Below are 13,916 nucleotides of genomic sequence, written 5' to 3'. Positions count from 1 at the left end.
ATATGGCTAAAGCCCCCTCCACTCTTGGAGGGGGCTTTCAAATGGATTAGACCATCTTCTCAGGTTTAACCCATTCATCAAATTGCTTAGGAGAAACATATCCAGTTTTTACAGCAGCTTCCCTTAAAGTACTATTTTCTTTGTAGGCTAACTTGGCAATTTCGGCGGCTTTTTCATAACCGATATATGGATTTAATGCAGTCACAAGCATTAAAGATCGCTCAACATGCTTTTTTACTGCTTCTTCATTCACATCGATCCCCATCGCACATTTTTCATTAAAGGAACGAATGCTGTCTGTTAAGAGAGTGATTGATTGAATCAGATTGTAAATAATCACCGGCTTGAAAACATTTAATTCAAAATTGCCCTGGCTTGCCGCAAAGCCGATGGCTGCATCATTTCCAAAAACCTGGCAGGCAACCATCGTTAATGCTTCACTTTGGGTGGGATTTACCTTTCCAGGCATAATGGAACTGCCCGGTTCATTAGCCGGTATCGTAACCTCCCCTATCCCGCTTCTTGGTCCGCTTGCCAGCCATCTGACATCATTGGCAATTTTCATTAAGTCTGCTGCCAGTGCCTTTAAGGCACCGTGAACAAAGACAATTTCATCATGACTTGTTAACGCATGAAATTTATTTGCAGATGCCCTAAAGGTGTAACCCGACAATGTTGATAGCTGTTCCGCCATTTTATCCCCAAATTCAGGATGAGCATTTATTCCCGTCCCAACTGCAGTACCGCCAATCGCAAGGTCCAGTAAATAACTGCTTCCGTCTACAGTCATTTTTTCTGCCTTTTCAAGCATAACTCTCCAGCCGCTTATTTCTTGACCAAAAGTCAGCGGTGTCGCATCCTGCAAATGAGTTCTTCCTATCTTCACCACATGCTGAAATGCCTTTTCCTTTTTTAAAAAGGTGGCTTTTAATTCACCAATAGCAGGAAGTAAATTCTGTGTTAACTTTATGTAGGCGGCAATATGCATGGCTGTAGGAAATGTATCATTTGAACTCTGCGACATATTGACGTCATCATTCGGATGAACTCGTTCTTTACTTCCTTGACTTGTTAATATGTCGTTAGCCCGATTAGCAATAACCTCATTCACATTCATATTGGTTTGAGTACCGCTTCCTGTTTGCCAGACAGCCAGTGGAAAATGTCCGTTATATTTTCCAGAAAGAATTTGGTCACAAACTGTAATGATTGCTTTCATCTTATTCTCATCTAATTTTCCCAATTGTTGATTGACCATTGCAGCAGCTTTCTTAATCAAAGTAAGTGCATACACGACTTCAATCGGCATTTTTTCAGTACCAATATCAAAGTTGTGAAGACTGCGCTGTGTTTGTGCCCCCCAAAATTTATCATTTGGAACCTTTATCTCACCTAGTGTATCTCTTTCTGTTCTATAGTTTTCCATCAATAACTCACCTCACTATCATATATACCCAATAAATAGAAAAAAACTACAGACATTTGTCTGCAGTTTAATGTTTAATCACGATATATCCGATAAAGTACGAAAGTATTAAGATACTGCCAATAACATTCACAATTGAATAATCTGCCATCTCATCCACCCCTTTATTATGAAAAAGCTTAAACAAATTAAAAGTATCATAATAAAAAGATTTTATATGTGATAAAAATAACAGGTTAACAGTGAGTTTGTGACATTTTTGTGAATTATCAGCCAGCCTCCGCAGCTTTACCTTTTTGAAGTTCATACATTTGATAATACTTGCCATTTACTAACATCAATTCATCATGAGTGCCGCGCTCTACGATTTTCCCGCGGTCTAAAACAAGGATTTGGTCAGCGTTTCGAATGGTGGATAATCTGTGTGCAATAATAAAGGTGGTCCTGCCTTTCTTCAAGACATCCATAGCCTCTTGGATAATCGCCTCTGTTTCCGTATCAATACTAGAAGTTGCCTCATCAAGTATTAATATTGCCGGATTAAACGCAAGCGCTCTGGCAAAGGATATTAACTGGCGCTGTCCGCTAGAAAGGGTGCTTCCCTTTTCAATGACAGGTTCATCATATCCATTCTCCAAGTTTCTAAAGACTTTATCTGCCCCAACATCCTTTAAGGCCGTTTCCACCATCTCCCGCGTAATCGAGGGGTCACTGAGACTTACGTTAGAAGCAATCGTACCCGTAAATAAATATGGATCCTGCAGGACAATCCCCATATGATTTCGAATCGTTTGTCGTGGAATACTGGCAATATCCTTACCATCAATGAGGATCTTGCCTTTTTGACAGTCATAGAAACGGAATAACAGATTCATAATCGAACTTTTTCCTGAACCGGTATGTCCAACAAGTGCAACGGTCTGCCCTTGTTTAGCATCAAAGTGAATGTCTTTTAAGACATACTCTCCCTCTTTATATCCAAACGACACATGATCAAATTGTACATTTCCGCGAAATCTTTCAATTCGTTCTTCACTTACATTCTCTCCTGGTTCATCCATAAGCTTGAATACTCTTTCACCTGCAACCAAGGCCGTTTCCAAATTGGCTAATTGATTAACAATTCCCTGTACGGGCTGAAAAAGACGATTAATGTAGTCAACAAAAGCATATAGCACACCGAGAGATATCACAGAAGCCGGGTCTAATGACTGGCCCCCAAAATACCAAATGAAGGCAACGAATACGAGATTTCTAAGAACACCTACTAAATTATGAGAAGTTAAAGCATTCAGGCTTAATAATTTGTTTTGATACGTAAAGTGTTCAGTATTAAGCTTTTCAAATTCCTTTTGTGTCTCTTTTTCTCTTCTAAAGGCTTGAATAATACTCATGCCGCCAATTGATTCATTTATAGTCGCATTAATATCGCTGATTCGCGAACGGATTACATGATTGTATTTTGAAGCAAATTTTCGATAAAATATGATCCATCCATAAAGGATTGGCAGGAGCAACAAACAAATTGCTGCCAGTTTCACATCTAGAATAAATAGAGCACCATATATTCCTGTGATATATATAGCACTGGTAAAGAATTGGGCTAATACCGTTACATATAATTCGCGTATCGCTTCCGTATCATTCGTAATCCTGGCAACCACTTTCCCAGCTGGGAGGTTATCAAAGTATTTGATTGGAAGCCGTTGGATTTGTCCGTATACATCCTCCCGCATTTTTTGAATGATTCGATTCGCTGACTTTTGCAGCATAAACCTCTGACCGTATTGAAAAAGCGCTGAAATCACTAAAAGACAGAAATTCATAATCAGCAGTTTGATAATCCCTGGGATCTCGAGTTGATAGAACGCCATTAGCTCTTTATTGGTTAGTTCCTTTGCTTTATATTCAGCCTGCTCTGTTCCTTTTTGGATGCCTAATATCCCATTGGAAAATGTTCTTTTCCCATCGAATTTGAGCTGTCCTTCCACAATGACAAACTTTGCTCCAACCTGCAGAATTCTAATTTCTTTCCCCTTTTCTTCATTGCTGGAGAAGTTTTTTTCTTTTTTATAAAAATTCTCGTTATATTCTGCAGTGTTTTTTCCCTCTGTAGTTTCATACCAAAGTGACTCGATTCCTAAAATGTGTTCATCGATAATATTTTTTGCAATGAAAGGACCTGCTAAGTCAGTAACTACGGAAATGCTCAGCATGAATAATGCCGCAATAATAATTTTCTTATAATTTAAGGCATACTGTGTTAATCGCCGGCCTGTACTCATGCCGTCACCTCCTCTTCAAAATTATTTTCTACTTGCTGCCTCAAATATTGTTCTTTGTACCAGCCATCTTCAGACAGCAGCTGTTCGTGAGTTCCTTTTTCAATAATTCGACCAGCTTCAAGAACAACAATTTGGTTTGCATGCTGAACAGCTGACATACGGTGTGTCGTAATAATCGTTGTTTTGTCTTTCCGGATCTCACGAATATTGTCAATAATTCGCTTTTCTGTTTTTGCATCAACAGCAGACAAGGAATCATCTAGAATAAGAATTTCCGGATTTCTTATTAGTGCACGTGCTATTGAAATCCTTTGCTTCTGGCCGCCTGAAAGTGCAACTCCCTTTTCGCCCACAAGTGTTTCTAACCCTTCAGGAAGCATTTCTAAATCCTTTCTTAATGCAGATAAGTCGATGGCTTTCTCCAGCTCTTCTTCAGTTGCTTCACTGTTCCCAAAAAGAATATTTTCTTTTACACTTTTTGAAAAGAGGACATGGTCCTGAGGTACATAACCAATCCACTCTCGAACTTGACTCAGTGTCTGTTCTTTAAGTGGTACACCCGAAATGGATAGGTCACCCGTACCAAGCGGATATTGTCTTAATAGCTGTTTAATAAGTGTTGTTTTCCCACTGCCGGTTTTTCCAACAATCCCTAACGTCTGCCCTTTTTGAAGCTCTACTGAAATATTCGTTAAATTATCCTCCTTAGATGAAGGATATCGAAATGTAACCTTTTCAAAATCTATTCGCTCTGGAGTTTCAACGATTATAGGCTTTGAGGGATTCTCCACAATTTCCTGAAAGGAGAGAGTTTCATTTACCCTATCTAAGGATGCATTGCCTCGCTGCATAATATTAATTAGTTCACCTATCGCGAACATCGGCCAGATTAACATTCCTAAATAAACATTAAAGGCCACTAGGTCCCCTAATGTTATAGCCTGATTAAAAACTAAATAAGCTCCATAGCCCAGACCAATCATATAGCTTAGGCCGACTAGTATTTTAACTGTTGGATCAAATAACGAATCTATCCTTGCAACCTTAATATTCTTTTGAAAGACATCTTCTGTTAATTGATGGAATCTCCTGCCATCTGCTTCTTCCTGAACATAGGCACGGATCACTCTAACACCTGCAACCGATTCTAAAACTCGATCATTTAATTCCCCGAACGCGTCCTGCGCTTCCATAAATCGCTTATGGATTCTATTTCCGTAAATTTGCATGATATATGCCATAATTGGCAGTGGAAGGATTGCCGCAATGGTTAACTTCCAACTTACTAATATCCCCATGGTAATAATAAGTGTAAGCATCCAGACACTTGAATCAACCAGCGTCAATATTCCAAACCCAGCAGTGATAGATATTGCTTTTAGATCATTTGTTGCTCTCGCCATTAAATCACCGGTTCGATTTTTCTCATAGAAAGCAGGTGACATTTTCAACAAATGCTGTATAAAACTCGATCTTAACTTCCTCTCAACAAGGAAGGCACCGCCGAATAATTTATACATCCAAACGTAGGTGATTCCATAGGAGAAAACCATTATGATTATTAGATAAGCAACATACTTTACTATTTTTTCATTACTTATTTCCCCAACTTGAATATCATCAATGGCCATTCCTATTAATTTAGGCGGCACCACATCCAATATCCCAACTAGGATTAATAAGGAAATGGCAATGACATAGCGCTTCCAATATTCTTTAAAAAACCAACTTAATTTCTTTAAAACTGAAAACATCCTGTTTCCCCCCTGTACAAAAAGAAAAAGGCATGCCGCAATCGTGCAGCATGCCTCAAAACTAAAAAAGAGACAAAAAAACACATGTTACGTACGGAAAAGAACGCAACCTGTGTTTTGTTTATCACCTATGAACAAACGGATTCATTAAAAAAAGTTCATGATGGGCAGGTTACATTCAAGTATTCAATTACTGATAAAGTACTGTTTAATACAATCATTTCGTAACCCTCCATTTCCTTTTTTTTCATCCTTTGTTAGAGTATCACCAGTTCATTTAAATGTCAATTCCCATTTTTCAGAATTTTCTTATCTGCTTATTCAGCCTTTTTTTCGAAATATCTTACGAATAAATAATAAATAAAATAATGTCGGCATGGGAGCTTGAATGAGACCGACAATCCCCCATAACCAGTAGTTGTGGTTGCGTTTCCTGGCATCTAAAAATAAAAAGATACTTTGCAGTAAAAGGATAGATGCAACGATAACTATTACAGCGGGTGATAATTCATTACTCATTGACTTTCACCTTCTTACGAAACCCAGTAATTGTGTAGAAAACTATAAAAACCGAAGTAATGGTTTGAATAAAGAGAAAAACAACTGGCATTTGATAAAAAGAAACAATGATTCCACTTAAGATAACTAAGGCAATCGTTAGAAATAAGGAAAGTTCTTTCATTAATTTTCTTTTACTATTTTCCTTTTCGTTTATTACCATTGTTTCAAACCACTGCAGATCCGGAGTATAGACAGGGAATTGATCAACCTTGCTTAACCCATCTTGAAGCTTGTGAATAGCATCCAAGTCATGTTTATTTTGTTGTTCGTTGTCGAGTATGACGACCTTCTGTTTCTTCACCTAGTTTCAGCTCCCTTCTAACTGCCAAAATTCCATTATGAACTCTTGATTTCACTGTCCCTGAAGAAATTTTCATCCATGCACCAATTTCATCATATGAGTACCCATAATAATGCTTCAGCACAATGGGAACTCGAACGTCTACTGGTAATTTACCTAGTGCTTCTAACGCGTCGTTCCATTCCTCATTTCGACTTTCAAAATGCCATCTCAACTTTCGATAAACTTCTTCCTGTCCTTTCCACTTGTTTTCTCTCTTTTGTTTTCTACATTGGTCGATGTAAGCATTGGTAGCAATGGAAATCAGCCAAGTGGAAAATTTACTTTGACCATTATAAAGATGAATTTTTTGAATACATTTTGCCATTGTTTCTTGTGCAAGTTCCTCTGCCATATCTGGATTCATTGTAATTTTCATTAAATACTTTACAAGAAACGGATAATTTTCTTTAAAAACTAAAGCAAATGCAAGATGATCCCCTTCTTTTGCGCTTTTTATTAACGGATCCATCACACTTGTCCTCTCTTTCCCCCATCAATCCCTCTTTTTGTTGTATATGTATAAGACGTGAAAGTAATAATTTCGTTCATATTTTATAATATTTTTGATAAATATTAAAATTTTAACACAAATATGTACAAGGGCGGGCTCTCATTTGGGTGATGAGAACCCGTTTCCTTTTATAAAGTGCAGCAGCGGGCTCTCATTTGGGTGATGAGAACCCGTTTCCTTTTATAAAGTGCAGCAGCGGGCTCTCATTTGGGTGATGAGAACCCGTTTCCTTTTATAAAGTATAGTAGCGGGCACTCATAAGGCCGATGAGAACCCGTAATTTAATTTAAAATATATTAACGGGCACTCATATGATTAATTTTTACTTTTTAAGGTCCAGTGTTGTACAACAAAAAGGAGGCACGAATAAGTTCGTGCCTTACCATTAATGATTCATTTTAGGACCTATTCTTTTCCAGCGCTTTTCCCACTTTTCTTTTTGTTTTCTCCATTTTTCTTCCCATCTTTTCGTACCTTTATTAAAATGGTCCTCCAGTGTTTCTCGGTTCATTTTTATTTCTTCTTGCCTCTTTTGCATCAATCCATCTATGTGCGGGACATTGAAGCTGGTTGAAGGCATATCTTTTAAAATCTCCTTCATGACTTCACGAAATACAATAGCTGCACCAGCGCTGCTAGTACTTGTCAAATAATGTTTTTCGTCGGTTTTATCGTAACCAACCCAAACCGCGCCAACTAATTGTGGAGTATAACCTACAAACCATTGATCCTTGACACCTTTAATTCCTTCAATCGGAACCTGTGTTGAGCCTGTTTTCCCAGCAATTTCTCTTCCTGGAATTTGCGCGTTTTTTCCAGAACCGTGTTCAACAACCCCGAGCAGCATTGTGTTTATTTTATTGGTTACAGCTTTGGTAGTAACTCTTTCCTTTTTTTCCTTCCATTCTGCAACGATATTTCCTTCTGCATCCACAATCTTTTTAATAACATGGGCATTCATTCGGACCCCATTATTTGGAAATACAGAATAAGCCTCAGCCATAATTAACGGAGATACTCCTTTTTCTACGCCTCCGAGTCCAAGGGATAGATTGCGATCACCCTTTTCAAGTGGTATCCCAAAACGTTTGGCCGAATCTACCCCCTTTTCAATTCCAATTTCGTTCAATAACCAGACAGCTGAGACATTTTTTGAATCCTTCACTGCTTCATACATAGGGACTTCCCCTGCATATTCATGGTTATAATTGCTTGGCTCATACTCACCAAAGCTCATTGGTTCATCCTTTAACATATCGGTAATTTTCCAGCCATTTTCAAGGGCAGGAGTAAATACCACAAGCGGTTTAATAGATGAACCAGGCTGCGCCTTTAATTGAGTTGCCCGATTATATCCTCTAAATGTGTGCTCTCCGCGACCACCAACAATCGCTCTGATTCCTCCGGTTTTGGGATCAAGTAATATCCCGCCGCTTTGGACCATTTGATCAGTATCCTTTGGGAATAAATCGTCTTTTTGATAAGTTTTCTCCATAGCATTCTGCATAGTGGAATCAAGCTCTGTATAAATCTGATATCCTCCAGTTAATAACTCATCTTGGGATAAATGATATACATTAATCGCCTCTTCAAAAACTTGGTCAACATAGTGAGGGTACTTCCCTCTGAACGGGTCTCCACCTTTATCATTTAAAATTACCTTTTCATTCAATGCTTGATCAAATTGCTGATTCGTTATATAACCCTGTTTCTTCATTTGGGCTAAGACAAGATTTCTCCGTTGTGTTGCTTTCTCTAAGTGATGATAGGGATTTAAAGCAGAAGGTGCTTTAATCAGACCTGCGAGCAATGCCGATTCGCTAATCGATAGATCTTTGACATCTTTTCCAAAGTAATTATGTGCTGCGTGCTTTATCCCCCAAGCACCATCACCAAAATATATTTGGTTTAAATACATTTGAAGAATTTCCTGTTTGCTGTATTGCCGTTCAATTTGCATGGCTAGAAATACTTCATCTACTTTTCTCTTTAATGTTTTTTGAGTGGTAAGCAGTGTGTTTTTGGTCAATTGCTGGGTAATGGTACTGCCCCCTTCTACCATTCCACCAGCTTTTATATCCCTTATCAGTGCTCTTGAGATACCGATATAGTCGACGCCATGATGCTCATAAAACCTGCGGTCCTCTATTGCAATAACGGCATTTTTCATAGAGTCAGGTACCTGATTGATTGGGACACCTTCATTTTTATTCGCTGATACTTTACTAGCAACCTCTCCATTCAAATCATAAAATACGGTTGCCTGGGGGAGCTCATTCTTAAGTGAAGAAATATCTGCATCCATTGAATAGCCATATACGATACCTAAAAACCCCAATACTAAAAGGGAAAACGATAGCACCATGACTTGATTCATATGCCAGCGTTTCCAATTATTCACTACCTTTTTCATATTGCCTCCTTGTAAATAAAAGAAATGAAGGACATCATTTTCTTTTTCCCAAAAAAGGTAAAAATTAACCAATTTTGTGGATAAAAGTGTAAAAAATCTACATTTGTAGATATTTTGTCACATTATCATTGAAAATTTTTTTATATTATAAGGTTATACCCTCAATTAAAGGAGATGGAGTATGTCCTTAAAACCAAGAACACAATCTGATTTAATAACATTAATGGGATATCTAAACACACGAATGGGTTTGACGGAAGAAGACCTGAAGCAGTATTTATATTGGAAGAAAGGATATGAAGGAGAAGTGGCTTTTGACAATTTGACAGCCGCAAACCTCAATAATGAAATAGTAATTGTAAACGATTTAATGCTCGAAATTAACCATTCAAAATTTCAAATTGACTCCACCTTAATCATTCAAGATACGATTTTCCCCTGTGAAGTTAAGAATTATGAAGGCAATTATTTATACGGGGACGGTGAATTTTATCTATATGGTACCGAAAAACCTATAACTAACCCTTTGCATCAGGTAAAAAGATCTGAAACTTTGCTTCAACAATATCTCAAAAAGAATGGGTTTCATTTTCGAATTGTTCCCTTTCTAGTTTTTGTCAATCCTAAGTTCTTCTTATATCAAGCTCCCCAAAATGAATCGATTATTTTTCCTCCACAGCATAGCAGTTTTATGGATAAACTTAATTCAAAAATATCTAACTTAAATGGGAAGCAGCAGAAACTTGCTGACAAATTAATATCAGATCACAAAGTTGAATCTCCCTATCCAAAATTACCTCCCTACGAATATCATTCACTACAAAAAGGAATTACTTGTGCTAAATGCAATTCATTTATTAATACATGGAACGAGCGAATACTTATATGTAAGACTTGCGGTTATGAGGAGGAGGTACAATCAGCAATTATACGTAGTGTAGAAGAGTTCAAGCTACTTTTTCCAACACTCAAAGTTACGACTAATATTGTTTATGATTGGTGTAAAATGATAGCTTCTAAGAAAACGATTCGGAGAATCCTTCAGAAACATTATAAAACTGTTGGATGTAAGCAATGGACTTATTATGAGTGACTGCTTCTGCTTTTTTTAGCGGTACACGGGCTCTCATCTCCCTTATGAGCGACCTCCACCGCTCCTTTTTGCGGTCCACGGGCTCTCATCCATCTTATGAGCGACCTCCACCGCTTCTTTTTGCGGTCCACGGGCTCTCATCCATCTTATGAGCGACCTCCACCGCTTCTTTTTGCGGTCCACGGGCTCTCATCCATCTTATGAGCGACCGCCACCGCTTCTTTTTGCGGTTCACGGGCTCTCATCCATCTTATGAGCGACCTCCACCGCTCCTTTTTGCGGTCCACGGGCTCTCATCCATCTTATGAGCGACCGCCACCGCTTCTTTTTGCGGTTCACGGGCTCTCATCTCCCTTATGAGCGACCTCCACCGCTCCTTTTTGCGGTCCACGGGCTCTCATCTACACGAACAAAGAAAAAGCACTCGAAAAAAATTCGAATGCTTTTTTTATTCGTTCTTTGTTATTTCTTTAAAGCGGATTTTTGATTGTTTTTCATCAAAGCTGCTGTAAACCCGATAATGTTTGTCATCTAATATTCGAAAATGCTTGCTAAGGATATTCTGTTGCAGGATAAATCCATTTTTCCGTGAAACCTCACGCCACCAGATTCTTCCTCCAAATGTTTTCATTTTTCGATAGTCAATTCCTTCGCGGGCAACGGTCTCTAAGACTTCAAGCGGTTCGCTCCCAAATAGAAATTGGACCGTTTCTGTTTCTCTAAATAATGCACATACCGTTACGACAGTAGACCAGCCTGCAAGGACCCTTCCTTTTTCAATCTGGACCAGTGTTTTCTTAGAGACACCAATGATTTCTGCCATTTTATCTTGGGTATAGCCTGCTTCTGTACGTATCAAACGCAATTTATCTGAAACTAGCATAATGATTTCTTCTCTATTCATGCTAAGACCTTCTTTCAAAAACCTACTAGTGTAATTTTACACAAGTTGCCTTATATTGAAAAGAAAAAACTGCTATCGTTTTAATGATAGCAGTTTTAGCGTTTATTTAGGAGGAATCCCACATTGACTTTGACTCGAGCAAGACTTTTCGAGATCACACGCCGCACATTTTCCCTTTTTTGATTTATTGATGAACTTCACTAAAGCCCAAGCTGCATAACCAAATATTGCAGTGCCAATGATGATATTTGCTATCATACGGTCCACCTTCCTCATTTTAAACTAAGCCAAACAATTTACCGCCCTGGTAAATGACCAAACATAAAACATATGCAATAAATAATGCGTACGCAATAGAAAATGCAGTCCATTTCTTTGAGCCTGTTTCTTTATAAATGGTTGCCGCAGTTGCTAAACATGGAATATATAATAGTATAAAAACCATAAAGCTATAGGCAGCCAGCGGTGTGTAAAAATCACTCAATAAACCTTGCAGACTCGCATTTTCTGGGACAAAGTAAATAATATTCATAGTTGATATGATAGCTTCTTTAGCTAAGAAACCTGTGATTAGCGAGGCAGCAGCCTGCCAGGTTCCAAATCCAATTGGTTCTAAAACATGTGCAAAGATATTCCCTATCGCCGCTAAGAAGCTATCATCCATTTCCACTTTTAAACCATTTGGTCCAGCATAGGATAAAAGCCAAATGAAAACGGAGCCAGCAAAGATGAAGGTACCTGCTTTTCTAACAAACCCCTTCCCCTTATCCCAGGTGCTTCGCCAAAGGGATTGAATCTGCGGGAGACGATATGGCGGTAATTCAATCACGAATAATGAAGTTTCTGAATTTAATAATGTTTTCGTAAATATTTTGGCTAGTATTAACGCGACAACAATACCTAGTACATATAGACTCAATACCACTAGAGCTTTATGAGCGGCAAAAAATGCTCCCACAAATAATGCGTACACGGGAAGGCGTGCAGAACATGACATGAGCGGGGTCAACAGAATGGTCATGAGTCTCTCTCTTGGTGTTTCAATCGTTCTTACAGCCATTATCCCAGGGACATTACAGCCAAATCCAATCATCATTGGAATAAATGCCTTTCCATTTAGCCCAACGGACTCCATGATCCGGTCCATTACGAGAGCAACTCTGGCCATATAACCAGAATCCTCTAAAAGGGAAATAAAAAAGAAGAGAATAAATATCTGCGGAACAAATACCAGTACTCCGCCAACACCGGCAATTAGTCCTTCAATAATCAATGCATGAATAAACTCTGAAGCATTAATCGCATCCAGAAGTTTTTCAAAACCTGCTGTCATAGGTCCTGTTAATATTCCATCCAATACATCAGATAATGGAGTCCCCAGCCAATCAAAGGTGAGCATAAACATTAAATACATACATATTAAAAAAATTGGCATTCCTAAATAGCGGTTGGTTACGATAGCGTCAATTCTTTCAGACAACGGTACAATTGTACCTACCTTTTGAACAGATGCCTCTAGTATTTTTTCAATTACTTCTTTTCTTTTCATATAGATGCAGCTTGCTAGTGACTTTACCTGACTATACTCTTGTTTTACGTCTGACTCTAATTTTGAAACCAGTGAAACAAGTTTACTAGGTTCCAAAAGATCCGAAAGGTATCGATTAACATACTCATTTCCCTCAAATAATTGTATGGCAAGCCATCTTGGTGAATGGTCTGTTTTTCCAATAAGTTCCATACTTAATTTAGTTATAGCTTCCTCAATTGCTTTTCCATAGTAAACATGTTTTTTTACCATTGGTTTATTTGAACTTGCTGATATTACCTCTATTAAATGATCGCAGCCTTTACCACTTCTAGCCACCACAGGAACCACAGGCACACCTAAAATTTGCGATAATATACCTACATCAATTTCAATGCCGCGATTATTCGCGACATCAACCATATTTAAACCAATCAATGCAGGTTTCTCATATTCGAGCAGCTGCAGGGTCAAATGTAAATTTCGTTCCAATTGAGAAGCATCCAATATATTTAACAGGCTATCTACAGACTCTTCTAAAAAGTAAGTGGTAACAACACCTTCATCCTTTGATAATGGATTCAAGGAATATATTCCAGGCAAATCAATTAATTTACCAATATTATTCTTGAAAGCCCCAACTTTCTTTTCAACTGTCACACCACTCCAGTTGCCCACATACTCATAAGATCCTGTAAGATTATTAAACAATGATGTTTTTCCTGTATTGGGATTGCCTATAAGGGCGATTTCCATCAAACTCTCTCCACTTCTATTAATCTTGCTTCTTTGCGACGAAGTCCAACACATTGTCCACATGACTCAATCATAACTGGTCCGCCAAAAGGCATGACACATTTGACACAAACTTCAGATCCCTCTGTTATCCCCAAGTCCAATAACCTTCTTTGTACGAGACGTCCGACTTTAGAAATATTTATTATTTTCCCCTTTTCACCTATTTTGAAGGAACTGAACATCCATATCACCCTATCGTAATTTAATTGAGAATGATTATCTTTATATTTATAACCTCATTTTACCATTGAAAAATAGCTTATTCTGTGACAAAAGTTCGAAAAAAAAATAGAAAAGTCA

13 protein-coding genes are annotated in these 13,916 nt (G+C 38.1%); 2 read left to right on the top strand and 11 right to left on the bottom strand.

Annotated elements, in window-relative coordinates; all coding sequences use genetic code 11:
• Window positions 1-46: 46 nt before the first annotated feature.
• The 3 genes from fumC to SFC47_RS00545 all read right to left on the bottom strand — a co-directional run bounded on the left by fumC (window position 47) and on the right by SFC47_RS00545 (window position 5,465).
• A complete protein-coding gene (gene fumC, locus SFC47_RS00555) occupies window positions 47-1,426 on the bottom strand; it encodes a class II fumarate hydratase (RefSeq protein WP_411252284.1) in 1,380 nt (459 codons plus the stop codon).
• Window positions 1,427-1,695: 269 nt separating this feature from the next.
• Complete coding sequence (locus tag SFC47_RS00550; RefSeq protein ID WP_411252283.1) at window positions 1,696-3,711, bottom strand: ABC transporter ATP-binding protein; 2,016 nt, start codon at window positions 3,709-3,711, stop codon at window positions 1,696-1,698.
• On the bottom strand, window positions 3,708-5,465 hold the full coding sequence (locus SFC47_RS00545) for an ABC transporter ATP-binding protein (RefSeq protein ID WP_411252282.1): 1,758 nt from the start codon (window positions 5,463-5,465) through the stop codon (window positions 3,708-3,710). Before SFC47_RS00545 ends, SFC47_RS00550 begins: the two co-directional genes overlap by 4 nt.
• An 84-nt stretch (window positions 5,466-5,549) precedes the next feature.
• Here SFC47_RS00545 and SFC47_RS00540 point away from each other — a divergent pair, with 84 nt between their 5' ends.
• Window positions 5,550-5,693: a hypothetical protein gene (locus SFC47_RS00540; RefSeq protein WP_411252281.1), complete on the top strand. Its 144-nt coding sequence runs from the start codon at window positions 5,550-5,552 to the stop codon at window positions 5,691-5,693.
• 93 nt (window positions 5,694-5,786) lie between these two features.
• On the opposite strand, the gene SFC47_RS00535 is transcribed toward SFC47_RS00540, so the two are convergent.
• The 4 genes from SFC47_RS00535 to SFC47_RS00520 form a co-directional block, all read right to left on the bottom strand.
• A complete protein-coding gene (locus SFC47_RS00535) occupies window positions 5,787-5,984 on the bottom strand; it encodes a sigma-Y antisigma factor component (protein ID WP_411252280.1) in 198 nt (65 codons plus the stop codon).
• Window positions 5,977-6,327 (bottom strand): YxlC family protein, encoded by a 351-nt coding sequence (locus SFC47_RS00530; protein WP_411252279.1) that lies wholly within the window; start codon window positions 6,325-6,327, stop codon window positions 5,977-5,979. The genes SFC47_RS00535 and SFC47_RS00530 overlap by 8 nt, the downstream gene beginning before the upstream one ends.
• Window positions 6,281-6,838 carry an RNA polymerase sigma factor SigY gene (gene sigY / locus SFC47_RS00525; protein WP_411252278.1) on the bottom strand — a complete coding sequence of 186 codons (558 nt, stop codon included), beginning with the start codon at window positions 6,836-6,838 and terminating at the stop codon, window positions 6,281-6,283. Before sigY ends, SFC47_RS00530 begins: the two co-directional genes overlap by 47 nt.
• Before the next feature lie 427 nt (window positions 6,839-7,265).
• Window positions 7,266-9,293 (bottom strand): transglycosylase domain-containing protein, encoded by a 2,028-nt coding sequence (locus SFC47_RS00520; RefSeq protein WP_411252277.1) that lies wholly within the window; start codon window positions 9,291-9,293, stop codon window positions 7,266-7,268.
• Window positions 9,294-9,474: 181 nt separating this feature from the next.
• Here SFC47_RS00520 and SFC47_RS00515 point away from each other — a divergent pair, with 181 nt between their 5' ends.
• Window positions 9,475-10,386, top strand: a complete 912-nt coding sequence (locus tag SFC47_RS00515; protein ID WP_411252276.1) for a nuclease-related domain-containing protein — start codon at window positions 9,475-9,477, stop codon at window positions 10,384-10,386.
• Between the two features lie 448 nt (window positions 10,387-10,834).
• On the opposite strand, the gene SFC47_RS00510 is transcribed toward SFC47_RS00515, so the two are convergent.
• The 4 genes from SFC47_RS00510 to SFC47_RS00495 all read right to left on the bottom strand — a co-directional run bounded on the left by SFC47_RS00510 (window position 10,835) and on the right by SFC47_RS00495 (window position 13,798).
• Complete coding sequence (locus tag SFC47_RS00510; protein WP_411252275.1) at window positions 10,835-11,290, bottom strand: helix-turn-helix transcriptional regulator; 456 nt, start codon at window positions 11,288-11,290, stop codon at window positions 10,835-10,837.
• A gap of 102 nt (window positions 11,291-11,392) precedes the next feature.
• On the bottom strand, window positions 11,393-11,548 hold the full coding sequence (locus SFC47_RS00505; RefSeq protein WP_411253592.1) for a FeoB-associated Cys-rich membrane protein: 156 nt from the start codon (window positions 11,546-11,548) through the stop codon (window positions 11,393-11,395).
• Between the two features lie 19 nt (window positions 11,549-11,567).
• Window positions 11,568-13,574, bottom strand: coding sequence for a ferrous iron transport protein B (gene feoB / locus SFC47_RS00500; protein ID WP_411252274.1), 2,007 nt, complete (start codon window positions 13,572-13,574; stop codon window positions 11,568-11,570).
• Window positions 13,574-13,798 (bottom strand): FeoA family protein, encoded by a 225-nt coding sequence (locus SFC47_RS00495; protein ID WP_411252273.1) that lies wholly within the window; start codon window positions 13,796-13,798, stop codon window positions 13,574-13,576. Before SFC47_RS00495 ends, feoB begins: the two co-directional genes overlap by 1 nt.
• Window positions 13,799-13,916: the final 118 nt, after the last annotated feature.

Origin of the sequence: Neobacillus niacini (genome assembly GCF_046591715.1) — a bacterium.
GTDB classification, from domain to species: Bacteria; Bacillota; Bacilli; order Bacillales; family Cytobacillaceae; genus Neobacillus; species Neobacillus niacini_L.
The sequence above is the reverse complement of the archived record's forward strand: the minus strand, read 5'-3'. Positions and strand labels throughout refer to the sequence as shown.

Excerpts from the sequence above, each read along its gene's own strand:
- fumC (WP_411252284.1), bottom strand. The coding sequence starts at position 1,426 with ATGGAAAACTATAGAACAGAAAGAGATACACTAGGTGAGATAAAGGTT.
- SFC47_RS00550 (WP_411252283.1), bottom strand. The coding sequence starts at position 3,711 with ATGAGTACAGGCCGGCGATTAACACAGTATGCCTTAAATTATAAGAAA.
- SFC47_RS00545 (WP_411252282.1), bottom strand. The coding sequence starts at position 5,465 with ATGTTTTCAGTTTTAAAGAAATTAAGTTGGTTTTTTAAAGAATATTGG.
- SFC47_RS00540 (WP_411252281.1), top strand. The coding sequence starts at position 5,550 with ATGTTACGTACGGAAAAGAACGCAACCTGTGTTTTGTTTATCACCTAT.
- SFC47_RS00535 (WP_411252280.1), bottom strand. The coding sequence starts at position 5,984 with ATGAGTAATGAATTATCACCCGCTGTAATAGTTATCGTTGCATCTATC.
- sigY (WP_411252278.1), bottom strand. The coding sequence starts at position 6,838 with ATGGATCCGTTAATAAAAAGCGCAAAAGAAGGGGATCATCTTGCATTT.
- SFC47_RS00520 (WP_411252277.1), bottom strand. The coding sequence starts at position 9,293 with ATGAAAAAGGTAGTGAATAATTGGAAACGCTGGCATATGAATCAAGTC.
- SFC47_RS00515 (WP_411252276.1), top strand. The coding sequence starts at position 9,475 with ATGTCCTTAAAACCAAGAACACAATCTGATTTAATAACATTAATGGGA.
- SFC47_RS00510 (WP_411252275.1), bottom strand. The coding sequence starts at position 11,290 with ATGAATAGAGAAGAAATCATTATGCTAGTTTCAGATAAATTGCGTTTG.
- SFC47_RS00505 (WP_411253592.1), bottom strand. The coding sequence starts at position 11,548 with ATGATAGCAAATATCATCATTGGCACTGCAATATTTGGTTATGCAGCT.
- feoB (WP_411252274.1), bottom strand. The coding sequence starts at position 13,574 with ATGGAAATCGCCCTTATAGGCAATCCCAATACAGGAAAAACATCATTG.
- SFC47_RS00495 (WP_411252273.1), bottom strand. The coding sequence starts at position 13,798 with ATGTTCAGTTCCTTCAAAATAGGTGAAAAGGGGAAAATAATAAATATT.